16 protein-coding genes and 5 pseudogenes are annotated in these 24,735 nt (G+C 70.2%); 13 read left to right on the top strand and 8 right to left on the bottom strand.

Annotation, left to right across the window (positions count from 1 at the left end):
• Positions 1 to 55: 55 nt before the first annotated feature.
• The 3 genes and pseudogenes from ACIBK3_RS46105 to ACIBK3_RS46115 form a co-directional block, all read right to left on the bottom strand.
• The gene (locus ACIBK3_RS46105; RefSeq protein WP_399374612.1) at positions 56 to 1,093 is read right to left on the bottom strand and encodes an IS3 family transposase; all 1,038 of its coding nucleotides are present in this window, start codon (positions 1,091 to 1,093) and stop codon (positions 56 to 58) included.
• A 48-nt stretch (positions 1,094 to 1,141) separates the two neighbouring features.
• Positions 1,142 to 1,354 (bottom strand): annotated as a pseudogene (locus ACIBK3_RS46110) (IS6 family transposase); the annotation flags it as partial.
• 65 nt (positions 1,355 to 1,419) lie between these two features.
• Positions 1,420 to 1,681: pseudogene (locus ACIBK3_RS46115) on the bottom strand (alpha-xylosidase); the annotation flags it as partial.
• Between the two features lie 32 nt (positions 1,682 to 1,713).
• Here ACIBK3_RS46115 and ACIBK3_RS46120 point away from each other — a divergent pair.
• Positions 1,714 to 2,079 (top strand): substrate-binding domain-containing protein, encoded by a 366-nt coding sequence (locus tag ACIBK3_RS46120; protein ID WP_399374614.1) that lies wholly within the window; start codon positions 1,714 to 1,716, stop codon positions 2,077 to 2,079.
• Here ACIBK3_RS46120 and ACIBK3_RS46125 read toward each other — a convergent pair.
• Positions 2,076 to 3,572 (bottom strand): glycoside hydrolase family 43 protein, encoded by a 1,497-nt coding sequence (locus ACIBK3_RS46125; protein ID WP_399374615.1) that lies wholly within the window; start codon positions 3,570 to 3,572, stop codon positions 2,076 to 2,078. The genes ACIBK3_RS46120 and ACIBK3_RS46125 overlap by 4 nt on opposite strands.
• A 47-nt stretch (positions 3,573 to 3,619) precedes the next feature.
• A pseudogene (locus ACIBK3_RS46130) lies at positions 3,620 to 6,470 on the bottom strand (glycoside hydrolase family 3 C-terminal domain-containing protein).
• 333 nt (positions 6,471 to 6,803) lie between these two features.
• On the opposite strand from ACIBK3_RS46130, the gene ACIBK3_RS46135 reads away from it, so the two are divergent.
• The 11 genes and pseudogenes from ACIBK3_RS46135 to ACIBK3_RS46185 all read left to right on the top strand — a co-directional run bounded on the left by ACIBK3_RS46135 (position 6,804) and on the right by ACIBK3_RS46185 (position 21,190).
• The gene (locus ACIBK3_RS46135; protein ID WP_399374616.1) at positions 6,804 to 8,477 is read left to right on the top strand and encodes a Tat pathway signal sequence domain protein; all 1,674 of its coding nucleotides are present in this window, start codon (positions 6,804 to 6,806) and stop codon (positions 8,475 to 8,477) included.
• Positions 8,478 to 8,513: 36 nt separating this feature from the next.
• The gene (locus ACIBK3_RS46140) at positions 8,514 to 9,530 is read left to right on the top strand and encodes an ABC transporter permease (RefSeq protein ID WP_399374617.1); all 1,017 of its coding nucleotides are present in this window, start codon (positions 8,514 to 8,516) and stop codon (positions 9,528 to 9,530) included.
• Entirely contained in the window at positions 9,527 to 10,483 is a 957-nt protein-coding gene (locus ACIBK3_RS46145; protein WP_399374618.1) for a carbohydrate ABC transporter permease, read from the top strand. The genes ACIBK3_RS46140 and ACIBK3_RS46145 overlap by 4 nt, the downstream gene beginning before the upstream one ends.
• Positions 10,484 to 10,488: 5 nt before the next feature.
• Positions 10,489 to 11,539: pseudogene (locus ACIBK3_RS46150) on the top strand (LacI family DNA-binding transcriptional regulator).
• A complete protein-coding gene (locus ACIBK3_RS46155; protein ID WP_399374619.1) occupies positions 11,536 to 13,521 on the top strand; it encodes a beta-galactosidase in 1,986 nt (661 codons plus the stop codon). Before ACIBK3_RS46150 ends, ACIBK3_RS46155 begins: the two are co-directional and overlap by 4 nt.
• Positions 13,522 to 13,574: 53 nt before the next feature.
• Positions 13,575 to 14,578: pseudogene (locus ACIBK3_RS46160) on the top strand (acetylxylan esterase).
• 47 nt (positions 14,579 to 14,625) lie between these two features.
• On the top strand, positions 14,626 to 16,683 hold the full coding sequence (locus ACIBK3_RS46165) for an alpha-galactosidase (RefSeq protein WP_399374631.1): 2,058 nt from the start codon (positions 14,626 to 14,628) through the stop codon (positions 16,681 to 16,683).
• Between the two features lie 46 nt (positions 16,684 to 16,729).
• The gene (locus tag ACIBK3_RS46170) at positions 16,730 to 18,487 is read left to right on the top strand and encodes a cellulase family glycosylhydrolase (protein ID WP_399374620.1); all 1,758 of its coding nucleotides are present in this window, start codon (positions 16,730 to 16,732) and stop codon (positions 18,485 to 18,487) included.
• Positions 18,488 to 18,559: 72 nt separating this feature from the next.
• A complete protein-coding gene (locus ACIBK3_RS46175) occupies positions 18,560 to 20,140 on the top strand; it encodes an alpha-N-arabinofuranosidase (protein WP_399374622.1) in 1,581 nt (526 codons plus the stop codon).
• A gap of 43 nt (positions 20,141 to 20,183) precedes the next feature.
• On the top strand, positions 20,184 to 20,825 hold the full coding sequence (locus ACIBK3_RS46180) for a LacI family DNA-binding transcriptional regulator (protein WP_399374624.1): 642 nt from the start codon (positions 20,184 to 20,186) through the stop codon (positions 20,823 to 20,825).
• Between the two features lie 8 nt (positions 20,826 to 20,833).
• Positions 20,834 to 21,190, top strand: coding sequence for a substrate-binding domain-containing protein (locus tag ACIBK3_RS46185; RefSeq protein ID WP_399374626.1), 357 nt, complete (start codon positions 20,834 to 20,836; stop codon positions 21,188 to 21,190).
• Positions 21,191 to 21,264: 74 nt separating this feature from the next.
• Here the strand turns inward: ACIBK3_RS46185 and ACIBK3_RS46190 are convergent, their stop codons facing one another.
• The 3 genes from ACIBK3_RS46190 to ACIBK3_RS46200 all read right to left on the bottom strand — a co-directional run bounded on the left by ACIBK3_RS46190 (position 21,265) and on the right by ACIBK3_RS46200 (position 23,819).
• Positions 21,265 to 22,302, bottom strand: coding sequence for a LacI family DNA-binding transcriptional regulator (locus ACIBK3_RS46190; protein ID WP_399374627.1), 1,038 nt, complete (start codon positions 22,300 to 22,302; stop codon positions 21,265 to 21,267).
• Complete coding sequence (locus tag ACIBK3_RS46195) at positions 22,299 to 23,342, bottom strand: substrate-binding domain-containing protein (protein WP_399374629.1); 1,044 nt, start codon at positions 23,340 to 23,342, stop codon at positions 22,299 to 22,301. The genes ACIBK3_RS46190 and ACIBK3_RS46195 overlap by 4 nt, the downstream gene beginning before the upstream one ends.
• A 237-nt stretch (positions 23,343 to 23,579) precedes the next feature.
• Positions 23,580 to 23,819: a hypothetical protein gene (locus ACIBK3_RS46200; RefSeq protein WP_030978407.1), complete on the bottom strand. Its 240-nt coding sequence runs from the start codon at positions 23,817 to 23,819 to the stop codon at positions 23,580 to 23,582.
• 122 nt (positions 23,820 to 23,941) lie between these two features.
• On the opposite strand from ACIBK3_RS46200, the gene ACIBK3_RS46205 reads away from it, so the two are divergent.
• The coding region (locus ACIBK3_RS46205) for an ISAzo13 family transposase (RefSeq protein ID WP_399374630.1) at positions 23,942 to 24,735 on the top strand (794 nt) is incomplete at its 3' end.

The following is a 24,735-nucleotide window of genomic DNA, read 5'->3' on the forward strand; positions in this document are numbered from 1 at the left end:
CCAGGCAGCGGCCGACAGATCAACGCCAAGGCAACAACGCCAGTCGAAGCACGGGTCAGGCCACCACCCGAAGCGGCACCTGACCATCCTCACAGTCGAAGCACGAGCCGACCCGGCCCATGGACTGGGTGACGCGCAGTCGACGGCAGGCGCGGGCGAACTTGCGTGAGGCGTACTCGCTGCCGCGGTCCGAGTGGAAGATCACGCCACGGACGGCGCCGCCGCGGGTGGCCGCTGCCATGTTCAGCGCGGCCACGACCAGGTCCGCGTCGTGGTGGGCACCCATCGCGTAGCCGAGCAGGCGCCGGGAGAACAGGTCGATGACCGTGGCGAGGTAGAGCTTGCCCTCCTCGGTGACGATCTCCGTCATGTCACCCGCCCAGACGAGATCGGGTTCCTCGGCAGTGAAGTCCCGTTTGACGAAGTCCGGTGCGGCCGGCCGCTTGCCCGGCCTGGTCAGCCCGCTTCTGCGTCTGAGCACCCGTGCGACGAGGCCGAGTTCGGCCATCAGCTTCGCGACGGTGTTCACCGAGATGCGCCAGCCCTTGCGGACCAGCAGGATGAAGATCTTCGGTGATCCGTAGGTGCCGCGTGACTCGGTGAAGATCTCCTCGATCTCGTCGGCCAGCAGCTGCCTGCGCACCTCACGCCCGGTGGGTGGGCGATGGCGCCACTTGTAGAACCATGACTCGCTCACGCCCAGGGCGCGGCACGAGACGGTGTGCGGGATGCCGTGCTCGGTCCTGTTGTCGCTGATCACCCCGGCCACGGCGGCCGGGTCCGCCGCAGCTACTTCACCCACAGGACCATGCAGCGTTTGAGGACATCGCGCTCCATCCCCAGCTCCTTGTTCTCCTTCTGCAACGCCGCGTTCTCCGCCGTCAGCCGGGCGATCAACGCGTCCTGGTCCTCCGGTGTGGCCTTCTCGGGCCCGCTTCGCCCGCGAGACCCAGCTCGCCAGGGTCGTCTCGTTGATCCCCAGATCCTCCGCGACCTCGGGGACCGGCTTCCCGGTCTCCGTCACGATGCGTACCGCCCCCTCACGAAACTCCGCCGTGAACTTACGACGCTTCTCCGCCATGACAACCAACATCCCCTGCTGTCACGGACTCCACGCTACGAGGGGACCCTCACCGGGCCGGGGCTGCCGGCGGCGCAGCGCGTTGGCGTAGGCCTGCCCGAACTTGGCGCACCAGCGACGCACCGTCTCGTAGGAGACGACGACACCGCGCTCGAGCATCAGCTCCTCGACCTCGCGGAACGACAGCGGGAAGCGGTGGTACAGCCACACACAGTGGGAGATGACCTCGACCGGGTACCGATGCCCCTTGTACGACAGCGACACGCTCCCCACCGACGACCCTTCCCAGGCTGTTCACCAGAAGATCATCCCACCGGTCAGCCAACGTGACAGTGCCTTCCGGCGCCGTCCGAGGCCCCGGGCAGCGCGAACTCCGGGCCGTGCCGGACCGATCCGGCGTGGTGGGTGGTCCGTACCCCGATCACCCCCTCGGCCGGGGACCAGCACTCAGTGGTGAGCAGGGCGCTGTTGAGGGTGTCGCCGCGGTGCCGCACGTGCTTGACGGGTGCGTACAGGGTCAGCCGTTGTTCGTCGGCCTGCACATCGGATACCTCGGCGGCGTAGCGGGCGGTGCAGCCAGTAGCCGTCGGTGAACTTCATCAGGAGGGTGCTCCGTTCGTACGGGGTGCGTCATGGTGTGGGCTGGAAGCGTGCGCTGCCTCGTGCGGACGGAGCCGGCCGGCGAGGCTGGAAGGGAGGCGGCGCTGGTGCTGCTGGGCCGCGCCGATCGGCCGACCGCCGTTCTCACCGCCAACGATCTGCGGGCCCTGGGCGTCTACCAGGCGGCTCGGGTGTTGCGGCTGACCATCCCCGGCGATCTGAGCGCGGTCGGATTCGACGACCTGCCGGTGGCTTCCTGGGTGGAGCCGCCGCTGACGACGGTTCAGCAGCCCCTGGTGGAGCCGGTCGAGTGCACGTGCTATCCCTTCGGACAGGTGGGCGGGGGCCTGTGGCGGTCCGGAGGCACCGGGACCGCCACAGGTGTCTGCAGGCCCTAGCGAACCAGGGGTGCGTAGTCGAACCAGTCGAAGTGGGCGGTCCCGGTGGCGGCGTAGAGGCTGATGACGCGTCCGGTGAAGCCGCCGGCGACCTCGGTGGAGAGGTAGCGGCCGTCCAGGGTGGCCAGCTCGGTCGCCGTTCCGTCGGCGGACTCGAAGCCGAAGACCAGGGAGTCCGGGCCGGTGCGCGCGCCGTGCGGCTCGGGGGCGGGTCCGGTGCGGACGAAGAGGGTCACCGGGCCTGCCGGGAGGGTGTGTTCGGCGGTGACGGTGCGCAGCGAGCCGATCCTGGCGATGACCGAGAGCCGGCCCCCGGGGGCCGACTCGATGCTGTAGTGGTGGAACTCGTCCAGGCGCACGGCGAGCCCCCCGCTGCCCTCGGCCGTATCGATCAGGGTGCGGGCACGGAAGGCGAGGTGCTGCTGGCGGCGGCCCAGCAGGACCACGTCGGGCTCGTCCAGGGAGGCGCCGCGGGCGCGCAGGGTCAGCCAGCTGTCGCGCTCCTTGGTGCTGACCAAGTCGGTGGGCCGGTCGCGCAGGGAGATCCAGTGGTGTGCCAGGTCGCCGGGCTCGAAGTCGTCCCGCTCCGGCTCGGGGGTGGGGGCCGACACCGGCCAGGGCAGCTCGGCGCGCTCCACGCCGACCTCGCCGATCACGGGCCAGCCGTCCTCCCAGCTGACCGGGGCCAGGAAGGTCTCGCGGCCGAGTACGTGCCAGCCGGGGGTGCCGCCTTGGGGCCGGACGGCCAGCAGCAGCATCCACCAGCTGCCGTCGGGCGCCTGCACCAGGTCGGCGTGGCCGGTGTTCTGGACCGGCTTGTTGGTGCCGCGGTGAGTGAGGATCGGGTTGGCCGGGCACGGCTCGAAGGGGCCGCTGGGGGAGGGGCCGCGGGCGATGGAGACGCTGTGGCCGCGTTCGGTGCCGCCCTCGGCGAGCATCAGGTACCAGTGGTCGCCGATGCGGTAGAGGTGCGGCGCCTCGGGCGCGGTGGCACCGGGGGTGCCGGACCAGACGGGGTAGGGCTCGCCGAGGATTTCGCCGGTAGAGGGGTCGAGGCGGACCTGGGCGACCCCGGCGTAGGTGCACCAGCAGGTGCCGTCCTCGTCCCAGGCGAGGTCGGGGTCGATGCCGGGGACGCCGGGGACGCGGACGGGATCGGACCAGGGGCCTGCCGGGTCGGTCGCGGTGTAGACCATGTTGCCGCCGCCAGAGGCGACATTGGTGACGATCAGCCAGAAGCGACCGTCGCGGTGGCGCAGGGTAGGGGCGTAGAGGCCGCCGGAGGAGGGGGTGTCCGGAGGGAGGTCGAGCTGGCTGGGGCGGTCCAGGGCATTGCCGATCTGGGTCCAGTTGACCAGGTCGCGGCTGTGGAAGACGGGCAGGCCGGGGAAGTACTCGAAGCTGGAGCAGACGAGGTAGTAGTCCTCGCCGACCCGGCAGACGCTGGGGTCGGGATGGAAGCCCGGGATCACCGGGCTGGTGGCGGAGGTCATCGGTGTGAAGTCCTTGGCGGCGTGGTGGGTGGGTGGGTGGGCGCCGTTCAGGGCGCGAACGTCAGCGCGGCGAGACGCTGTTCACCGGTGAGTACGACCGTCAGTTCGCTGAGCGTGCCGTGCTGGTGGCTCAGGGCGGCGCTGACGGTGGTCCAGGTGTACCGGTCGCCGGTCGAGTCCACCGGCAGTGCAGCGAGCAGCAGTCCGTCCGCGTAGACGTCCAGGCCGGCCGGGCCGGGCGCGGTGCGGGAGACCTCGGCGGTCAGCGTGGCCGCGCCGGTGAGGTCCACATGGCGGAAGACCAGCCGCGCGGCCTGGTTCGCGGCAGGCGTCACCGCGTCCCCGTCGGTGCGGCCGGCGTCGACGATGACGGCGTCGCGGTAGTCGTCGAAGTCCACGGCACGCAGTGGCCGGCCGACGGCCCGGCGGGGAGCGGGGGCCGTTCCGTCCACGGTGAACCGGGCGGTGAGCACGGGGTCGGCGGCGCTGCGGGCGACGAGCAGTTCGTAGCAGCCGGGGTCCACCGTGAAGGCGCCGGTGGCGACGTCCCAGTGGGCCAGTGCCTGCTCGACGGGCAGCCGGAACTCCAGCTCGGCCCATTCGCCGGGTTGCAGCCGGACCTTGCGGAAGTCGGCGAGGCGCAGCAGTGGCGCCTCGTAGCGGGCGTCCAGCGCGCGGACGTAGAGCTGGACGGTCTCCAGGCCGGCCCGCTCGCCCCGGTTTCCCAGGGAGACCCGGGCCGTGACCGTTCCGTCCTGGGGCAGGCGGTCGGCGTCGAGGGCGAGCCGGGAGTAGCTGAAGTCGGCGTAGGAGAGCCCGTGGCCGAAGGGGTAGAGGGCGGGGGTGCGGTGGTACTGGTAGGTCCAGCCGGCCTTGATGATGTCGTAGTCGAGGCGCTCGGGCAGTTCGTCCTCGCCCTGGTACCAGGTCTGCGGGAGGCGGCCTGACGCGTCGGCCTCCCCGCTCAGCACGCGGGCGAGGGCGCGGCCGGTCTCCTGGCCGGCGTGCGAGGTCCACAGGATGGCAGGGACGTGCCCGGCTGCCCAGTCCAGCGCGTAGGGGTAGCTGGACATGACCACCAGGACGGTGTCCGGCTGGGCGGCGAGGACCGCGCGCAGCAGGCGGTCCTGGTTCGGCGGGAGGTTAAGTCCGGCCCGGTCCTGGGTCTCCCGGCCGTTGATGTGCGGGTCGTTGCCCAGGACGACGACCGCGGTGTCCGCCGCGGCTGTGGCGGCGACGGCCTCGGCGACGCCGTCACGGACGACGGTGCGGGTGAGGACTGCTGCCACCTCCGGCGACTCTCCGGACATGGTGACGGCGCCGGTGGCGGCGTGGACCTGCGCGTACCGGCCGGTGAGGACGCTCCGCAGCAACTCGCCCCCGTCGCCGTCGGGTTCGAGCCGGAAGGTCTCGTGGACGTCCCACTCGCCGGGCTGGTCCCGGTCGGCGGCTACCCGGCGGTCGTCGTCGCGCAGGGAGGCGTAGCGGCCGGTGGCGGCCGAGCAACAGGGTGAGCACCCCGAGATCCCAGTCGAAGAGGTCGAACTGGGCGGCCGGGTCGCTGTCCTGGGCATCCGCCACGGTCAGCAGTCCGTCTGGGCCTGCGGCGGTCAGCGCCCGGCCGTCCGCGGTGCGCAGCACGATCCGGTCCACGCCCTCCACGCCCTGGACGCCGAGGCCGTCGGCGACGGTGATCCGGTAGGGGTGGCTGCCGCTGTACCAGTCCTCGAACAGGGTGCAGGCCAGTGGGCCGACGACGGCGACCCGGCGGTCGGCGGGCAGTGGGAGCAGCCCCTCGTTCTTCAGCAGCACCACGGATTCGGTGGCCGCGCGCAGGGCGAGCTCCTGGTGGGCGGGGGAGTTGACGACCTCCCAGCCGATGCCGGCGTAGGGGTCGTGCTCGGGGTCGAACTCGCCCAGGCGGAAGCGGATCGACAGCTGGCGACGCACGGCCAGGTCCACGTCGTCCATGGTGAGCAGGCCGCGTTCGAGGGCTTCGGTGATGCGGCCCACGGTGACGGAGGAGTCCTCGCCGTGGTCGGTGAAGGAGTCGATGCCGGCCCTGAGGGCGGCAGCGTGCGACTCCGCGTGGTCCTCGTAGTAGTGCTCGGGATCGACCAGGTTGGACGGGGCCTCGGCGTCGCTGACCACGAACAGCTCGTGCCCGGTGGGTTCGGCCCAGCGCCGCAGCTGCTGCTCGATCAGCGGACTGACGTGGCAGGGACGGCCGTTGACGAGGTTGTACGCGGCCATGACGCCGGTGGCGGTGCCGGTGGCGATGGCGAGCCTGAAGGCGGCCAGGTCGTACTCGTGCAGCACCCGGGGGCGCAGCCCGGAGGAGGTGGTGCAGCGGTCGTCCTCGTTGTTGTAGCCGAGGAAGTGCTTGAGCACGGGGGCGGTGCGCAGATGCTCCGGGTCGTCGCCGGACATGCCCCGGCAGAAGGCGTCGCCGAGCCGGGCGGAGTGCGCGGGGTCCTCGGAGTAGCCCTCCTCGTTGCGTCCCCAGCGCGGGTCGCGCAGCAGGTTCACCACCGGCGCCCAGCCCTGGAGGCTGTTGCGGCCGGTGCCGACGATCGGCGGGCGGTGGTGGTGGAAGGCGCGCTGTTCGACCGAGACGGCCTCGGCGACCTCGCGGACCAGGCTCTCGTCCCAGCTCGCGCCAAGGCCCACGGCCTGCGGGAAGGTGGTGGCCTCGCCCAGCCAGGCGACGCCGTGCAGGGTCTCGGTGCCGGTGCGGAACTCGCCGACTCCCAGCCGGGGGATCGCCGGGGAGTACTGGTGCAGCATGGCGATCCGCTCCTCGGCCGTGAGCTGGGAGAGCAGCTCGTCGACGCGCTGGGCCAGAGGCAGCCCGGGATCGCGGAAATGGGGCGTGGCGGACACGGCGGCAGTGCTCACAGGTGAGGATCCCTCGCAGAACGGGCAGTCGGGCCGACAGGCGCGGTCGCGCAACCCTGCCGGTGGTGAAGCCCTTCGACGCTGACAGGCGATCACACCAGCGTCAAGAGAAAGTTTCGTTGGTAGTCACCGGAAACTTTAAGTTGTCGTTTCTCTGTGCATGCCTTGCCCTCCGGGAAAGTGGCGCTTAACCTCTCGGCAACATCGAAGCGCTTCGACGGCTTCCGGCGGACAGGCCGTCAGTTCCCTGCAAGGGTCCGGCTGCACTACAGCGCATCTGCACGACGCTCGACTCCTCATCCCACCCTCGAAGGGCAGCCCATGAGCATCGCCATGAGTCGTAGAACTTTCGTGAACGGCGCGGTCGCTGTGGCGGGAGCCGCCGCCCTGTCCCCGGTGCTCTCCGCCTGCGGCGGGGGCAAGTCCTCCAGCAGCAAGGGCGGCGCCAACAGCAAGGCCGGTCTGGCCGCGGTGCTTCCCGCCTACGTGGCGAGCACGGCGGTCAAGCCGGACATCCCCTCGGTGACCGGGGCCGCAGGTTCCTTCACCGACCCGGGCTACCTGACCTACCCGGCCCACCCGGTCGCCACCGTCTCCGGCATACCGGGCAAGGGCGGCAGCTACACCGCGGTCACCCCCATGTGGGACACCCTCCCGCCCGCGGGCAACTCGTTCTACCAGGCCATGAACAAGGCGCTGGGCATCAACCTCACCATGAAGCCGGCGAACGGCAACGACTACGCGACCATCATCCCGACGATGACCGCGGCGAAGAAGCTGCCGGACTGGATCAACCTGCCCAGCTGGTGGAACAACACCTTCAACATGGGTGGGCTGGTCGGGACCCAGCTGGCGGACCTCACGCCCTACCTGGCCGGGGAGAAGATCAAGAAGTACCCCAACCTGGCGGCGATCCCGACCCTCGCCTGGCAGGTCAGCGCCTGGGAGGACAAGATCTACGGCATTCCCACCTTCGCCAGCGGGATGCCGCTGTCCGGATCGGTGTTCTACCGCCGGGACATCCTGGAGGCCAAGGGGATCACCGCCGACCAGGTCAAGTCCGCCGAGGACTACATGAACCTGGGCAAGGAGCTGACCGACGCCAAGGGCGGAGTCTGGGCGTTCGGCGAGGTCTGGACCTCCCTGTACCAGGCATGGGGGCTCCCGGACAAATACAAGGTGGTGGACGGCAAGCTGGTCCACTTCTACGAGATGCCCGAAATGCTGGAGGCCCTCGACTGGCACTACCGGCTGGCCAAGGCGGGATACGTGCACCCTGACGCGCTGGCCGGCAACACCAACAACGCCAGCACCCGCTTCTACGCGGGCAAGGCCCTGATCCAGGGTGGCGGCACCGGGGACTGGAGCCTCAGTGACTACCAGTCCGGAACCGCTGCGAACAAGAACTACCGCCGGGACGCCTTCAACATCATCGCTGCCGATGGCAAGTCCGACCCGCAGATCTTCCTCGGGGCCTCCACCAGCATGCTGAGCTACTTCAACGCCAAGCTCTCCGGTGACCAGATCCAGGAACTGCTCGCGGTCGCCGACTACCTGTCCGCCCCCTTCGGCTCGGCCGAGTACACGATGGCCAACTACGGCGTCGAGGGCGTCCACTACACCCTGCAGAACGGTCTGCCCACGTACACCGCCGAGGGCAAGAAGACCGCTCTGCCGAAGACCTTCCCGTTCCTGGGCGCGGGTCCCTCGGTGGTGTTCAATCCGGGTGCCGAACAGGTCACCCGCGACTCCCTCGCCTGGTGCACTGCTGCGAGCAAGCACGCCTACAAGCCGGTCTTCTACGGCATGAACATCACCTTGCCGGCGCGCTTCAGCACCATCGCCAACGCCCAGTCCGTCCAGGACGCCATCAAGGACGTCACCCACGGCCTGAAGAAGGTCTCCGACTACCAGGCGGCACTGGCCAGTTGGAAGAGCAGCGGCGGTGACCGGCTCAACGCGTGGTACCAGACCGAGATCCTCGACAAGCTCGGCACGGGTCAGTAGTCCGCACCAGCAGGCGGCGCCACGCAAGGAGAAACCGTGACCGTGACATCCACCATCAAACCCAAGAAGACCCAGGGGAGCCGCAGAGCCGAGCGAGCGGCCGGCGCGCGGAGCGGCCGGGCGGACAAGGGCCTCCCGGGGACCAGGATGACCTGGCGGATCCGGCTGCGCCGGGACAAGTCACTGATCATCATGACCCTCCCGGTCGTGGCACTGCTGCTGGTCTTCAACTACGCGCCGCTGTTCGGCCTGATCACCGCCTTCGAGTACTACGACCCGCTGGTCGGGGTGATGCACAGCGACTGGGCCGGTCTCGACCAGTTCCAGCAGTTGTTCAACGACCCGGTGTTCTGGGCGGCGCTGCGCAACACCGTGTGGCTGAGCTTCGTCCAGCTGGTCCTCTTCTTCCCGGTTCCGGTCGCCCTCGCACTGATGCTCAACTCGGTGATGAGCCCCCGGATCCGCAACTTCATCCAGTCCGTGGTCTATCTGCCGCACTTCTTCTCCTGGGTGCTGGCCATCACCGTCTTCCAGCAGATGCTCGGCGGGGCCGGCGTGCTCAACCACCTGCTCGCCCAGCACAATCTGGGCAGCTGGGACATCATGACCAACCCCCGCACCTTCGCGCTGCTGATCTCCGGCCAAGCGGTGTGGAAGGAAGCGGGCTGGGGGATCATCGTCTTCCTCGCCGCGCTGGCCGCGGTGGACCAGAACCTCTACGAGGCCGCCGCGGTGGACGGGGCCGGCCGGTGGCGGCGGATGTGGCATATCACCCTGCCCGGCATGCGCGGCGTCATCGTGCTGATGCTGGTGCTGCGGCTGGGCAACGCGCTCAGCGTCGGCTTCGAGCAGTTCCTGATCCAGCGCAACGCCGTCGGCCACGACACCGCCGACGTCCTGGACACCTTCTCCTTCTACTACGGCATCGCCACCAACAACTACAGCTACGGCGCGGCGGCCGGACTGTTCAAGAGCGTGATCTCGCTGCTGCTGATCTGGGGAGCCAACAGGCTCGCACACGCCTTCGGTGAGGACGGGTTGTACCGCAAATGAGCCAGACACTCAGTGACACCCCGACCCCGGCCCTGACGCTCCGTCCTGACCGGCACCCCAACCGCCCGGTGTGGGAGGAGCCCCCCACGGCCGTCGGGCAGGGCCTCAAGGGCGGCGTGCTGCTGCTGGTGCTCGCCGCGGTCCTTGTGCCGCTGTGGATCGTCGTGGTCACCAGCTTCTCCACCCCCGGCGCCATCAACCGGGCCGGCGGCCTGGTCATCTGGCCCGACGGGCTGACGGTGGCCGCCTACCACCAGATGCTCGTCGATGGGCCGGTCACCCGGGCCGTCCTGGTCAGCCTGGGCATCACCGTCGTCGGCACCCTGCTCTCCATGACGGTCTCGGTGCTGTGCGCCTACGGGCTGTCCCGCTCCCGTTCCTTCGGCCACCGCACCATCCTGCTGGTGCTCGTCATCACCATGTTCGTCGGCGGCGGCCTCATCCCCACCTACCTGGTCGTCACCGCCCTCGGCGGCTACGGACAGTACTGGGCGCTGATCCTGCCCAGCTCGGTCTCCGTCTTCAACATCCTGGTGCTGCGCTCCTTCTACTCCGGAACCGCCTCCGACCTCATCGACGCCGCCCGCATGGACGGCTGCACCGAGTGGCGCATCCTGTGGTCGATCGTGCTGCCGACCTCCCGCGCGGTCACCGCGGTGGTGGCGCTCTTCTACGCGGTGGGCTACTGGAACTCCTTCTTCAACGTGATGCTCTACATGCCGACCGACAGCACCAAGTGGCCACTTCAGTACGTGCTGCTCCAGTACGTCAGCAACGGGATGACCATGCCAGGCGCCACCAACGGCGGATTCGGCTCCCTGCACACCCAGACCGCGCCGCTCTCCCTGCAGATGGCCGTGGTGGTGCTGACCCTGGTGCCGATCCTGATGGTCTACCCCTTCATGCAGAAGCACTTCAAGACCGGCATGCTCACCGGCGCGATCAAGGGCTGACCGGCATGGTGACACTGGCAGAAGTGGCCGAGGCGGCAGGCATCTCCCCGAGCACCGTGAGCTACGTCCTCAGTGGCAAGCGGGCGATCTCCGCACCGACGAAGACCAGAGTGGAGGCGACGATCGCCCGCCTCGGCTACCACCCCAACGCCGGGGCCAGGGCGCTGGCCGGAAGACGCTCGCACATCCTCGCGCTGGTGGTGCCGCTGCGCACGGACATCTACGTCCCGGTGATGATGGAGATCGCCATCTCGGTCACCGGCGGCACGCCGGTTCGGCTACGACGTCCTGCTGCTCACCAATGACGAAGGATCGGCGGGGGTGCGCAGGGTGGCCGGCAGCGGACTGGCCGACGGCGTGATCCTGATGGACGTCCAGCTCGACGACCCCCGCATCGCCGTACTGCGCGAGACCGGGGCACCGGCGGCCCTGATCGGGCTGCCCGGCGACCCCAGCGGACTCGCCTGCGCGGACCACGACTTCGCGTACGCGGGTGCGCTCTGCGCCGAGCACCTGGCCGAGCTGGGGCATCGGGACGTCGCCTTCATCGGCTACGCACCAGCGGTCTACCAGCGCCACTCCGGCTACGCGGAACGGACCCTGACCGGCTTCCAGGACGCGGCGGCGGCCCTCGGCCTGCGGGTGCTGCACCGTCCCTGCGAGGGCACCTTCGAATCCGTGGCCGGGGTGGTCAGCCGGATCCTGGCCGACCGTCCCGACACCACCGGATTCGTCGTCCAGAACGAGGGCGCGATCCAGCCGCTGCTGTCACTGCTGCGGGCCTCCGGGCGGGTCGTCCCCGAGGACGTCTCGGTGGTGGCGCTGTGCCCCGAGGCCCTGGCCGAGCAGTGCTCACCGCGGCTCACCACGGTCACCGGTCCGGCCGGGGAACTCGGCGCCCTCGCCGTGGAACTGATCGCCGACCGGCTGGCCGGGCGGCCCACGAAGGAGGTCACCCTGCTCGCGCCGGTGCTGACGCGCCGTGAGAGCACCGGTCCGGCACCGCGCACGCAGCCCGTCCCCGGCCTCGCCCCTACCCGAAAGAGTGTGAAGTGAGCACCAGCAGACTCACCGCCCGGCTGGGCGGCCTCGCCTTCGGCGGCGACTACAACCCGGAGCAGTGGGACCAGGAGACCTGGAAGGAGGACGACGCCCTGATGAGCCGGGCGCGGGTCAACCTCGCCACCCTCGGCGTCTTCTCCTGGGCGCTACTGGAACCCGAGGAGGGCCGGTACGAGTTCGCCTGGCTGGACCAGCAGCTCGACCGGCTGCACAGCTACGGCGTCGCCGTGGACCTGGCCACCCCCACTGCCTCCCCGCCGCCCTGGTTCACCCTGGCGCACCCGGATGCGATGCCGATCACCGCCGAGGGAGCCGGGCTCGTCCACGGCAGCCGGGACACCTACTGCCTGGCCGCTCCCGCCTACCGGCGGGCCGCGCGCGGGATCGCCACCGCCCTGGCCGCCCGCTACGGCGAGCACCCGGCGCTCGCCCTGTGGCATGTCCACAACGAGTACGCCGCGATCTGCTACTGCGACCACGCCGCCGCCGGCTTCCGGCGCTGGCTCCGCGAGCGCCACGGCAGCCTGGATGCCGTCAACGCGGCCTGGGGGACCGCCTTCTGGAGCCAGCGCTACGGCAGCTGGGAGGAGATCCTGCCGCCCCGGGCCACCCAGTGGCACCACAATCCGGCCCAGGTGCTCGACTTCCGGCGCTACTGGTCCGACGAGGCGCTCGCCGCCTACTGCGAGCAACGTGACGCCATCCGCGTCCACAGCGACCTGCCGGTCACCACCAATCTGATGCTGCCCGGCTACCAGAACCTGGACCTGTGGGCCTTCGGCCGTGAGCTGGACTTCGTCAGCATCGACCACTACCCGATCGCGCCGGGCGTGGACGCCGCCGCCGACACCGCCTTCGGCGGCGACCGGGCGCGTTCCTTCGGCGGCGGAAAGCCCTGGCTGCTGATGGAGCAGGGCACCTCCACGGTGTACGGGGAGAACGCCACCCTGCCCAAGGAGCCGGGCGAGATCCTGCGGCACTCGGTGCAGCACCTGGCCCACGGCGCTGACGGCGCGCTGTTCTTCCAGTGGCGCCAGTCCAGCTCGGGGGCCGAGATCTGGCACTCGGCGATGGTCCCGCACGCCGGGGCGGACTCGCGGATCTTCCGCGAGGTCTGCGAAACCGGGGAGGTGGTCGCGCGACTGGCCGAGCTGGCCGGCTCCAAGGTCGTCGCCGAGGCCGCCGTGCTGCACGACACCGACTCCTGGTGGGGACTCGAGAGCCAGGGCCTGCCGTCGAAGGATCTCGACTATCCCGGCACCCTGCGCCGCGCCCACCGCGCCCTGTGGGACGCCGGCGTCACTGCCGACTTCGCCCACCCCGACTCCGACCTGTCCGCGTACCGGCTGGTCATGGCGCCCGCACTGCACCTGCTCTCCGACGCCGCGGCCGAGAACCTGCGCGGCTACGTCCAGCAGGGCGGCACCCTGCTGGTGCAGTACTTCAGCGGCGTCGTCGACGAGAACTACCGGGCCAGGACCGGTGGCTACCCGGCAGAGCCGCTGCGTGAGGCGCTGGGAATCCGGGTCGAGGAGCACCGCCCGCTGGCGGCGGGGGCCGTGCTGAGCCTGCCCGACGGCATGGCGGCAGGCGCCTGGAGCGAGTACCTCCGCACCGAGGGCGCGGACACCGTCGCCGCCTACGCCGACGGAGGCCCCGCACTGACCCGCGCCGCCTACGGCGAGGGCGCCGGTTGGTACCTCTCGACCAGGCTGGACGACGCCGGATACTCCGCACTGGTGCGCCGCCTGCTGTCCGAAGCCGAGGTCCGACCCCTCGTGCCCGGCCTGCCGCCCGGCGTGGAGGCGGTCCGCCGCAGCGCCGACGACGGCCGCTCCTGGCTCTTCCTGCTCAACCACGGCCGCGAGCCCTGGCACGTCCCGGTCGTCGGCTGGGATGTCTTGACAGATCGTCAGGCAGCGGATGGGGGCGTGACATTGTCCCCCGGAGGCGTTGCCGTGCTCCGGCTGCCGTGATGCGCAACGACTCACACCGTCCCACCCCCGATCCATGACGTGAGGAATACGACATGCCCCTGACTGACCTCGGCCCCGAAGACCTGGTCGGCTACCGTCCGAAGTCGCCCGCCCCCGACGACTTCGACGCCTTCTGGCAGCGCACCCTCGCCGAGGCCCGCGCCCAGGGCGGCGCGGTGAAGACCGAGCGGGTCACCGAGCAGTACGGACTGCGCACCGTCGAGGTCGACGACGTGTACTTCCCCGGCTGGAACGGCGAGCCGGTCGCCGCCTGGCTGCTGCGCCCGCGCGGGGTAGAGGGCCCGCTGCCCGTGGTCGTCACCTACCAGGGCTACAGCGGCGGCCGCGGACTGCCCACCGAGCACCTGTTCTGGTCGGCTGCCGGGTACGCCAGCTGGTCGTCGACACCCGAGGTCAGGGCCACGACACCCCGGACCGGGGGATGGGCGACTCCACCCAGTGGTCCGAGGGCTTCATGACCAGGGGCATCGACTCGCCCGAGAACTACTACTACCGGCGGCTGATGACCGACTGCGTGCGCGCGGTGGACGCGGTCGCCGAGCTTCCCGGGATCGACGGCGGCCGGATCATCGTGGCCGGCGGCAGCCAGGGCGGCGGACTCTCCCTCGCCGTGGCCGGCCTGATGACTGATCACATCGCTGCCGTACTCCCCGATGTGCCCTTCCTGTGCCACTTCCGCCAGGGCGCCCGGATCGCCTTCGAGGGGCCCTACCAGGAGCTCGTCAAGTACCTGCGCTGGCACAGCCGGCACAAGGTGCAGCCGACCTTTGCCACCCTCGACTACTTCGACGGCGTGCATTTCGCCCAGCGGGCCACCGCCCCTGCGCTGTTCAGCGTCGGCCTGATGGACCCCATCTGCCCGCCGTCCACCGTCTACGCCGCCTTCAACCACTACGCAGGCGTGGACCGCACCATCACCGTCTGGCCGTTCGCCGACCACGGCGGCGGCTACGGCTCCACCCCCGGGATCCAGCTGGCCTGGCTGCGCGAGCGCGGCCTGGTGCCCGGCGCCACCCGAGAGGACGTACCCCAGTGACGCACGGCACAGCGCAGACGATCCGCTGGGGCCACCCGGCCCTGGCCATGGAGATCGCCCTGGACGAGGACGGCGCCGCCCGACTCGTCCACCTCGGGACACCCGAAGAGGCGGTCGGCGCGAGGCGCCCCGGCGCACCGCTGCCGCTGGTCGAGGTGACGGCGGGGGGCCAGGGCCGGCACCTCATCGACACCAACCTCGCCTCGCGGCTGCGGCACCGCTCCCACCGCGCGGGCCGTGACGGCGACTGGCACACGCTGAGCGTCGAACTCCACGACCCCGGCACCGGGCTCACCGCCGAGGTGCGCTACCGCTCCCCGGACGGCCTGCCGGTGCTGCGCAGCGAGGTGGTCCTGCGCAACGAAGGGCCGGATGCGCTGCAACTGGAGTCGGTCAGCTCGCTGGTGACCGGCTGCCTCACCCAGGACGGACCGGCGGGCCTGGACTCCGCCGACCTGATGTGGGCGGAGAACGAGTGGTTCACCGAGCTCCGCTGGAAGCAGGAGCCGCTGCGGGAGTCCTCGCCCGCCCTCAACGGCCGGGTCGTGACCGGCCAGGGCGTCCGGTCCAGCAGCCGGTTCCTCCCCATGGGCGGCCTGACCGACCGTCACTCGGGTCGCACCTGGCTGTGGCAGATCGAGCACAACGGCGGAGGCTGGCGCTGGGAGTGCGGCGTCCGCGACGAGACGGCCTACGTGGCGCTGTTCGGTCCCACCGACGCCAATCACGGCTGGCGGCACCTGCTGGAGCCGGGGGCCGAGTTCCGCACGGTGCCGGTGGCGCTCGCTTTCGCTGCGGACGGCGGCCCCGACGAGGCATTCGCCACGCTCACCCGATACCGCCGGATCACCCGCCGCCCGCACCGAGACCACCTCCACCTGCCGGTGGTCTTCAACGACTACATGAACTGCCTGATGGGCGACCCCACCACGGCCAAGCTGCTGCCGCTGGTCGATGCTGCGGCCGAGGCGGGGTCGGAGTACTTCGTCATCGACGCCGGCTGGTACGACGACGATAACGGCCACTGGTGGAGCACCGTCGGCACCTGGGAGCCCGCCGCCGCCCGCTTCCCCGGGCCGCGCGGGATCCACGAGGTCCTGGACCGCATCCGGGAGCGGGGGATGGTGCCCGGCATCTGGCTGGAGCCGGAGGGGGTCGGCGTGTCCAGCCCGGTCGCCAAGTCCCTGCCGGAGGAGGCGTTCTTCCGCCGCGACGGGCAGCGTGTGGAGGAGGGCAGCAGCCGGTACCACCTCGACCTGCGCCATCCCGCCGCCCGGGCCCACCTCGACCAGGTCGTGGACCGCCTGGTCGGCGAGTGGGGCGTCGGCTACCTCAAGCTCGACCACAACACCGACTTCGGCCCCGGCACCAGCAGCCACCCCGGGGAGGCCCCGGCCGACGGGCTGCTGGGCCACAACCGGGCCCTGCTCGACTGGCTGGACGGCGTCCTGGACCGCTACCCGGACCTGGTGATCGAGAACTGCGCCTCGGGCGGCATGCGCGCCGACCACGCCATGCTCTCGCGGCTGCAGCTCCACTCCACCAGCGATCAGGAGGACCTGCTGCTCTATGCGCCGATCGCCGCCTCCGCGCCCACCGCCGTCACCCCCGAACAGGGTGCGGTCTGGGCCTACCCGCAGGCCAAGGACTCCCCCGACGAGGTCGCCTTCACCATGGCCAACGCCCTCCTGGGCCGTATCCACCTCTCGGGGAAGATCACCGAGCTCGGGGCCGGGGAACGAGCGCTGGTCCATGAGGGGGTGGCGGTGTACAAGTCCATCCGCGCCGACCTTCCGCAGGCCGTCCCCGCCTGGCCGCTCGGCCTGCCGGCCTGGGAGGACCCATGGATCGCCCTGGCCCTGCACACCCCGGCCACCACCTACCTCACGGTCTGGCGCCGCCCCGGAGCGGACGACACCGCAGTCCTGCGGCTGCCCCGGCTGCGGGGAGCCGATGTCAGCACCGACCTGCTGTACCCCAGCAGCGGGCGACCGCACTGCGCCTGGGATCCGGATGCGGCCGAGCTCACCGTGACCCTGCCGGCGGCACCGTCCGCCGTGCTGTTGCGCCTCCGGCAGCCGGCCCGCCCCCCACAGACTTCCTGACCAGCACTCCGCCAGAGATCCACTCATCTCGAGAAAGGCACATGGCATGAGCGACATCCAGCCACTCGCGCACCGGCGCGCCAGAGGCCGCGGCCTCGGCCGCCTGGCCGCCCTGCTGACGGCCCTGGCCGTCATGCTGAGCCTGTCCGGCGCCGCCGCCTTCGGCGCCGCCGACGTGCACGGCACGGCGCTGCACCCGGTCGTCCGCGTCCCGGCCAAGGCCATCGACGCCGTGGCGCAGATGCAGCCCAGCTGGAACCTGGGCAACACCCTGGACGCCATCCCCGACGAAACCGCCTGGGGCAACGCCCTGACCACCAAGGCGACCTTCGACACCATCGCCGAGGCGGGCTTCCGCAGTGTCCGCATCCCGGTGACCTGGAAGGACCACCAGTCCGCCACCGCGCCGTACACCATTGACGCCACCTACATGGCCCGGGTCAAGCAGGTCGTGGACTGGGCGCAGGCCGACGGTCTGTACGTCGTGATCAACATCCACCACGACTCGGAGGTATGGGTCTCGAACATAACCACGGACCATGACAACGTCATGGCCCGATTCAACTCCACCTGGTCGCAGATCTCCGAGGCCTTCAAGTCCGAGCCGCGCACCCTGCTCTTCGAGAGCGTCAACGAACCGCGGTTCAACGACGTCACGGCCGCGCAGAAGACCGCGCTCCTGAACGAGCTGAACGTCTCCTTCCACACCGTGGTCCGCGCCTCGGGCGGGGCGAACGCGACCAGGATGCTCGTCCTGCCCACCCAGGGCGGCGATGGCGCCCAGCCCCTCCTGGACGACCTGTCCACCACCATCAACTCCCTGCACGACAGCCAGCTGGTGGCGACCGTGCACTTCTACAGCTACTACCCGTTCAGCATGAACCTCGCCGGCGGCACCCTGTACGGCGACATCGCCCAGAAGTACCTGGACGACTCCTTCACGTGGATGCACGACACCTTCGTCGCCAAGGGCATCCCGGTCTACCTCGGTGAGTACGGCCTGATGACCAGCCCCAACTTCTTCCACCCCGAAACCGTCGAGCGGGGCGAGGAGCTGAAGTACTACGAGCAGCTGGGATACGCGGCGCGCAAGTACGGCATCACCACCGCCCTGTGGGACGCCTTCAACTACCTGAACCGTGAAACGCTCCAGTGGCGTGACCCGGGCCTCTTCGCGGCGATCAAGTCGAGCTGGACCACCCGCTCGGGCACGGCCTCCTTCGACAAGGTCTTCGTCTCCAAGTCCGCCCCGATCACTGCCGAGTCGCTCACCCTGAACCTCAACGGCACCCACTTCCTGGGCGTGTGGCAGGGCAGCACCAGGCTGCTCCCGGGGCGGGACTACACCGTCTCCGGAACCACGCTGACCTTCACCGCCAAGGCGCTCACCCGCCTGGTCGGCGACCGCGCCTACGGTACCGACGCCACGGTCCAGGCCAGGTTCTCCACCGGGGTGCCGTGGAACATCGACATCGTCACCAACGACAACCCGACGGTGGCGGCGGCCACCGGCACCACCGACCTGACCATCCCCACCCAGTACCGGGGCAACAACCTGGCGACCATGCACGCCACCTACGCCGACGGCACCAACGCCGGCCCGATCGACTGGACCCCGTACCAGGCGTTCAACGAGTCATTCTCACCCGACTACCCCAACAGCACGATCGTGCTGACCCCCCTGTTCCTCGCCTCGCTGCGTGACGGCGTCACGGCCACGCTGGTCTTCCACTTCTACAGCGGCCAGACCGCCACCTACCACGTCACCAAGAACGGCAGCACGGTGACCGGCACCGTCGGCTGACCATCCGTCAACCACGCCCCGGCCGTCGGAGACCTCCGACGGCCGGGGCTCCCCAGGCCCTGAGGAGCCCTCATGGCCGCCCCTTCCATCGATACAAATCCCACTCCCTGGAGCCACCCCGTGCCCACCGCCACCGCCACCGCGGTCATCAACCTCGACATCGAGGGCCCGACGATCAGCCGCCACCTCTACGGTCACTTCGCCGAACACCTCGGCCGCTGTATCTACGGCGGCTTCTGGGTCGGGGAGGACTCGCCGATACCCAACGAGGGGGGTATCCGCCTGGATGTCGTGCGGGCTCTGCGCGCGCTGAACATCCCGAACCTGCGCTGGCCGGGCGGCTGTTTCGCCGACGAGTACCACTGGAAGGACGGCATCGGCCCCCGGGACCAGCGCCCCCGCATGGTCAACACCCACTGGGGCAACGTGGAGGAGAACAACCACTTCGGCACCCACGAGTTCATGGCCCTGTGCGAGCTGCTCGGTGCGGAGCCGTACATCAGCGGCAACGTCGGCTCCGGCACGGTGCAGGAGATGAGCGAGTGGGTGGAGTACCTGACCCGTGACGGCGACAGTCCGATGGTGCGGCTGCGCAAGGCCAACGGCCGGGAGGAGCCGTGGCGGGTGAAGTTCTGGGGTATCGGTAACGAGACCTGGGGCTGCGGCGGCAACATGCGCGCGGAGTATTCCGCCGATCTGGCCCGGCAGTACGCCACGTACTGCCGTGACCACAGCGGCAACACGCTGTACCGCATCGCCTCCGGCGCGAGCGGCGACGACTACAAGTGGACCGAGACGCTGATGCAGCAGATCAGCTGCTTCGGCTGCGAGGCCACGCCCCGCACCTTCTTCCAGGGCCTGTCCGTTCACCAGTACACGGTGATCGGCCCGTGGGAAGCGAAGGGCAGCGCCACCGACTTCGACACGGACGACTACTACCGCACGATGCTGGAGGCCAAGCGGATCGACCGTATCCTCACCGGCCATTCCACGGTCATGGACTGCTATGACCCGGGCCGCAGGGTCGGGCTGGTCCTGGACGAGTGGGGCACCTGGTGGGACACGGAGCCCGGCACCAACCCGGGCTTCCTGTTCCAGCAGAACGCCCTGCGCGACGCCCTCGTGGCCAGCACCCACTTCGACATCTTCCACCGGCACGCGGCACGCCTGTACATGGCCAACATCGCCCAGACCGTCAACGTCCTCCAGGCCATGCTGCTCACCGACGGCGACGCGCTGGTCCTGACCCCGACGTACCACGTCTTCGAAATGAACAAGGGCCATCAGGACGCCGCTTCGCTCGCCGTGCACCTGCATGCCCAGGACGCCAGGCGCCGGGTGGGGGACAGCGAACTCGACATGCTCTCCGCCTCCGCCAGCATCAAGGACGGCACGGTGCTGATCTCACTGACCAACCTGGACGCCGAGGAGCCCGCCGAGGTGACACTCGACCTGCGCGGCGGCTCCGTCGGCGAGCCGACCGGCCGCCTGCTGACCGCGGACCGGCTTCAGGTCCACAACACCGCGGAGACGCCCGAGGCGGTGGCTCCGCGCCCGTTCGACGCGGTGAAGTCAACCGGCCAGGGAATGGTGCTGACGATTCCCCCGCACTCGTTCCTCACCATCCAGGCACCCGTGGCCCACCTGCGCTGAGGCATGCCGCTGCGTCTGCGCCCACCATCGACCGAGGGTAAACGTGGCAACCATCCAGGGCGTGGCGAAGGCCGCCGGGGTCTCGGCGATGACCGTCTCCAATGTCATCAATGATCACCCGAACGTGCGCAGGGCGACGCGGGAGAAGGTCCTCGAGGCGATGGCCCGGCTCGACTACCGCGTCAATCCGGCAGCCCGCAACCTGCGCAAGGGCCGGACCGGCACCATCGGTCTCGCCATTCCGGGGGGCAACAGTGCGTACTACGGCGAGTTGGCTGCCGCCATCGTCGCCGCGGCCGTGCGGTACGACCTGCGGGTGAGCATCGAGCAGACCGGTGCGCTGCGCGAGAACGAACTGGCGGCGCTGTCCCTCTCACGCAACCGGCTGTACGACGGACTCCTCCTCAGCCCCGTGGGCATGGGCTCGGCCGATGCCGAGTGGCTCAACGTCGACTACCCGGTGGTCACCCTTGGTGAGCTGATCATCGGGGGCTCGGTGGACCACGTCGCCATGCCCAATGTCGACGCGTCGAGGGCGGCCACGCGCCATCTGATCGATCGGGGCTGCCGGCGCATCGCGATCCTGTGCGGGCCGGTGCGTGAAGAGGCGGACGTGTCCAGCCTGCGCCACACCGGATACCGGCAGGCACTGGAGATGCCGGTCTGCGGGTGGATCCCGCTCTGACCCAGAGCATGGAAGCGTTCACGATGCGGGCGGGTGCACAGCGCGCCCGGGAGATGGTGGAGAGCGGGCTCGGCTTCGACGGTGCGTTCTGCGTGACGGACACCCTGGCGATGGGCGTGCTGCGCGGCCTCGCCGACATCGAGGTGAAGGTCCCCGAGCAGGTCAAGGTGATCGGCTTCGACAACGTCGAGAGCAGCGAGTTCCTCGTCCCCTCACTGTCCACCATCGATCCGGATCACGGCGCCATGGCCGAGCGGGCGGTCGCGCTCCTCGCCCGGAGGATCGGCCAGGCCGAGCTCCCGCAGGACCGGGAGGAGTTCGTCAGCCACTTCTCCCTGGTGGTACGGGAGTCGACCGGCGGCTGACCCGGCAGCCGCCTGCCCGACACAGAGCTGCTGACCGGCCATCAGGTTTGGCTGGGAGGACCACTACGACATGCTCAGCGCTTCGGCCGGGCCGTGCTGCCGCGGACGGTGAGGGTCGTGGCGATCTCGGTGCCGCCCTGCTGGACCTCCTCGCGCCGGCCGAGGGCGAGCGCCAGTTCGGTCGCGGCGGCTGCCATCTCGTTGAGGGGCTGGTGCACCGTGGTCAGCGGCGGCTCGGCCCATGAGGCGATCGGCAGGTCGTCGAAGCCGACCACGCTCAGGTCGCGGGGGACGGACAGCCCGAGTTCTCCGGCGGCCTGGTAGACGCCGAGCGCCTGCGGGTCGGAGACGGTGACGAAGGCGGTGGGCCGCTCGGGGAGGGCGAGCAGCTCGAGCGCGGCGGCCCGGCCGCCCTCGCGGGTGAAGGGGGAAACGGCCAGCAGCTCGGGATCGGGCGCCAGTCCGTCCTGGGCGAGCGCCGCGAGGAAGCCCGACTGCCGGGGCACGATGACGGGCTGGTCGGTGCCGATGATCATGGCGATGCGGCGGTGCCCCAGGTCCAGCAGGTGCCGCATCGCGGCCTGCCCGCCGCGGAAGCCGGTGGAACCCACGAACGGAACCTCGTCGGGGAGGTCGTCGAGCGGATCGATGATGACGAAGGGAATGCCCGCCGTGGTCAGCTGCTCGCGTTCCTCCGGCGAGAGCCGGTTCACCGCCAGGACGCAGTTCGGCCTGCGGCCGGCTGTCTCCTCGATCGAGCGCCCCGGTGGGCCGTCACCGCGGACCTCGGAGACCATCACCACGGCCCGGTGCTTGCGCGCTGCCCGCTCAACCCCGCGGATGACCTCAACCGCCCACAGGCTGTCGAGCTCACGGAAGACCAGCTCCACGACGTTGCTGCGGTTGCCGACCGGCTTGCGGTAGCCGTGGAGGGTGATGAGTTCCTCGACGCGCGCGCGGGTCTGGTCCGAGACGCCGCTGCGCCGGTTGAGCACCTTGGACACGGTCGGAATGGAGACGCCCGCCGATTCCGCGATGTACGCGATCGTGACGGCACCCGGCTCCGCGCCCGCTTCCGCGCCCGCTTCCGCCCGGTCGTCCGTCGCCTTCATGCCGTCCCGTTCGTCGTGCCGCCGTGCTGCCGCGGAGGCGCGGTGCTCTGGCGGACCACCAGTGCGGTGGCGATCTCCACCCCGGTCTGGGGCAGTTCCCCGCCCCGGCCCAGCGCGAGCGCCAGGCCGGCGGCGGTGGCTGCCATCTCCCGCAGCGGCTGGTGCACCGTGGTCAGCGGAGGATCGAGCAGCGCCGCGACCGGCAGATCGTCAAAGCCTACGACGCTCAGATCGCCGGGAATGGACAGCCCCAGCTCCCTGGCGGCCTGGTAGACGCCGAGCGCCTGCATGTCGGAAGCGGCCAAGACCGCGGTCGGCGGGTCGGGGAGCGAGAGCAGCTGCCGTGCGGTCGCATGGCCGTCCTCGAAGGTGATGGGCGTCCAGGGCGTCAGCCCGGGCTCCGGGGACAGGCCGGCCTCGGCCAGCGCGGCGAGGTGGCCGGCCTGCCGGGCCACACAGTAGGGGTGGTCAGGACCGTTGATCATGGCGATGCGGCGGTGCCCGAGCCCCAGCAGGTGCCGCGTCGCCGCTTGGCCGCCGCGGAAGTTCGTGGCGCCGACATAGGGCGTGCCCTGCGACAGCTCGGTGATCGGGTCGTAGACGACGAAGGAGATGCCCCGCGCCGTCAGCCGCTCGAGCGCCAAGGCCGGGAGGGGCCGCACCGACAGGCAGGGGGCTCCGGCGCGCAGGGGCAGCAGCTCGCCGGAACGGGCCGCGAATCCGCTCACCACAAGTCCGACCTGCTGCTCCCGCGCGACGGCTTCGATGCCGTGCAGGACCTCCTCGCTCCACATGTTCGTCAGCTCGTGGAAGACCAGCTCGACGAGCTCGCTGTTGTCACCCGGCTGGTCGGCGCCGTGGTGCCGCAGCAGCTCCTCCACGCAGGCGCGGGTGCGCTCCGGCAGGGCGTGGTGGTCGTCCGACGGCGTCGGCGGCTGCGGAGCCGGGAGGTCGGCGGGATCGGTCATGCAGGCGATCGTGATGGAGCTCAGGGTGTCGCCCGGAGCGGCCAGGTCCTCGCCCTCGCCTTTGTCCGTCACATTCGCCTCCTGGTTCACGCCGGTGCGTCCACGACCGCCGCCCTTGCCGGACAGGCCCGGCCGAGGGGCGGCCTGCCTGCCGGGGCCATTGTGGCACTTCAGGGCACCGGGCGGGGATTGGTTCGCCTGGGCGGGACCTTTCGGCAGGCTTCGAGGGCCGGCGCGCCCTCCTGCTGCGCACACCCGCGCGCCGGCCCCGTGGACCGGGCCCGGCGCGCGGGTGTGCCTGCTCGGCTGCTAGGCGATGATCGCGTCGACCAGCGAGGCCCAATTTCCCTGTGATGAAGGGTTCTTGGTTCCGGTGACGGTGACCTTGAGGGTGTGGGTCGAGGTCGGGTCGAGTCCGTCGGCGGTGAACACCGGTGCGTTCATCCCCTGGGTGGAGTTGCGGTACAGGTCCACGGAGGTGGCCGCGCCGCCGTCGACGGAGACGCTCATGATGCCCTGACCGTTGTAGGCCGTGGAGTTCAGTGCCACGTAGCTGCCCTTGAAGCTCAGGGTGGCGGTGTCGCCTGCGGTGTTGGACCTTGGCTAAGGGTGGCTAAGGGCTTGCAGGGAATCAAGGTGTTGCTTCCCGTTCTGAGGATCGTTGATGTGGTATGCGCATCCCGGACGAGACTCGTGATCAACTCGCTGTGAAGCTCGCGGTGTTACTCCCGCATCTGGATGAGCGGCAGCGGCGGTTGCTGATGGCTGCGGAAGCTCGGTCACTGGGACACGGTGGCGTCCGGGCCGTGGCACAGGCCGCTGCGGTCAGCGAGACGACGGTCCGCAAGGGCGTGTTCGAACTCGAGGCGGGTGAGGAGCCTCTGGGGAGGGTGCGTCGTCCGGGCGGTGGCCGCAAGCGGGTCGCGGATCTGGATCCGGGGCTGCGGCCAGCGCTGTTGGCGCTGGTTGAGCCGGATGTGCGGGGTGATCCGATGTCGCCGTTGCGGTGGACGGTGAAGTCCACGCGCACGCTTGCGCGGGAGCTGACCCGGGCCGGTCACCGCGTCAGTGCCGACACCGTGGCCGGCCTGCTGCGGGAGGGAGGCTTCAGCCTGCAGGCCAACTCCAAGACGGTCGAGGGCAGTCAGCACCCGGACCGGGATGCCCAGTTCCGCTATCTCAACGAGCAGGCCCGCGAGCACCGGGACGCCGGTCAGCCGGTGATCAGCGTGGACACCAAGAAGAAGGAACTCGTCGGCGCGTTCAAGAACAACGGCCGCCAGTGGCGGTCGGCGGGTGAGCCTGTGCCGGTGAAAGTGCATGACTTCGCCGACCCGCAGCTGGGCAAGGCCGTCCCCTACGGCATCTATGATCTGGCGGCGGACACCGGCTGGGTCAACGTCGGCACCGATCACGACACCGCCGCGTTCGCGGTGGAGTCGATCCGCCGCTGGTGGCACGGCCA

It is taken from the genome of Streptomyces sp. NPDC050287, assembly GCF_044459385.1.
GTDB lineage: Bacteria > Actinomycetota > Actinomycetes > Streptomycetales > Streptomycetaceae > Streptomyces.

What these genes read in the sequence shown, in the direction of transcription:
- ACIBK3_RS46125 (WP_399374615.1), bottom strand. Translation starts at nt 3,572, where the DNA reads ATGACCTCCGCCACCAGCCCGGTGATCCCGGGCTTCCATCCCGACCCC.
- ACIBK3_RS46120 (WP_399374614.1), top strand. Translation starts at nt 1,714, where the DNA reads ATGGTGTGGGCTGGAAGCGTGCGCTGCCTCGTGCGGACGGAGCCGGCC.
- ACIBK3_RS46175 (WP_399374622.1), top strand. Translation starts at nt 18,560, where the DNA reads ATGGCCGCCCCTTCCATCGATACAAATCCCACTCCCTGGAGCCACCCC.
- ACIBK3_RS46105 (WP_399374612.1), bottom strand. Translation starts at nt 1,093, where the DNA reads ATGTTGGTTGTCATGGCGGAGAAGCGTCGTAAGTTCACGGCGGAGTTT.
- ACIBK3_RS46135 (WP_399374616.1), top strand. Translation starts at nt 6,804, where the DNA reads ATGAGTCGTAGAACTTTCGTGAACGGCGCGGTCGCTGTGGCGGGAGCC.
- ACIBK3_RS46190 (WP_399374627.1), bottom strand. Translation starts at nt 22,302, where the DNA reads ATGAAGGCGACGGACGACCGGGCGGAAGCGGGCGCGGAAGCGGGCGCG.
- ACIBK3_RS46185 (WP_399374626.1), top strand. Translation starts at nt 20,834, where the DNA reads ATGGAAGCGTTCACGATGCGGGCGGGTGCACAGCGCGCCCGGGAGATG.
- ACIBK3_RS46165 (WP_399374631.1), top strand. Translation starts at nt 14,626, where the DNA reads ATGGAGATCGCCCTGGACGAGGACGGCGCCGCCCGACTCGTCCACCTC.
- ACIBK3_RS46170 (WP_399374620.1), top strand. Translation starts at nt 16,730, where the DNA reads ATGAGCGACATCCAGCCACTCGCGCACCGGCGCGCCAGAGGCCGCGGC.
- ACIBK3_RS46145 (WP_399374618.1), top strand. Translation starts at nt 9,527, where the DNA reads ATGAGCCAGACACTCAGTGACACCCCGACCCCGGCCCTGACGCTCCGT.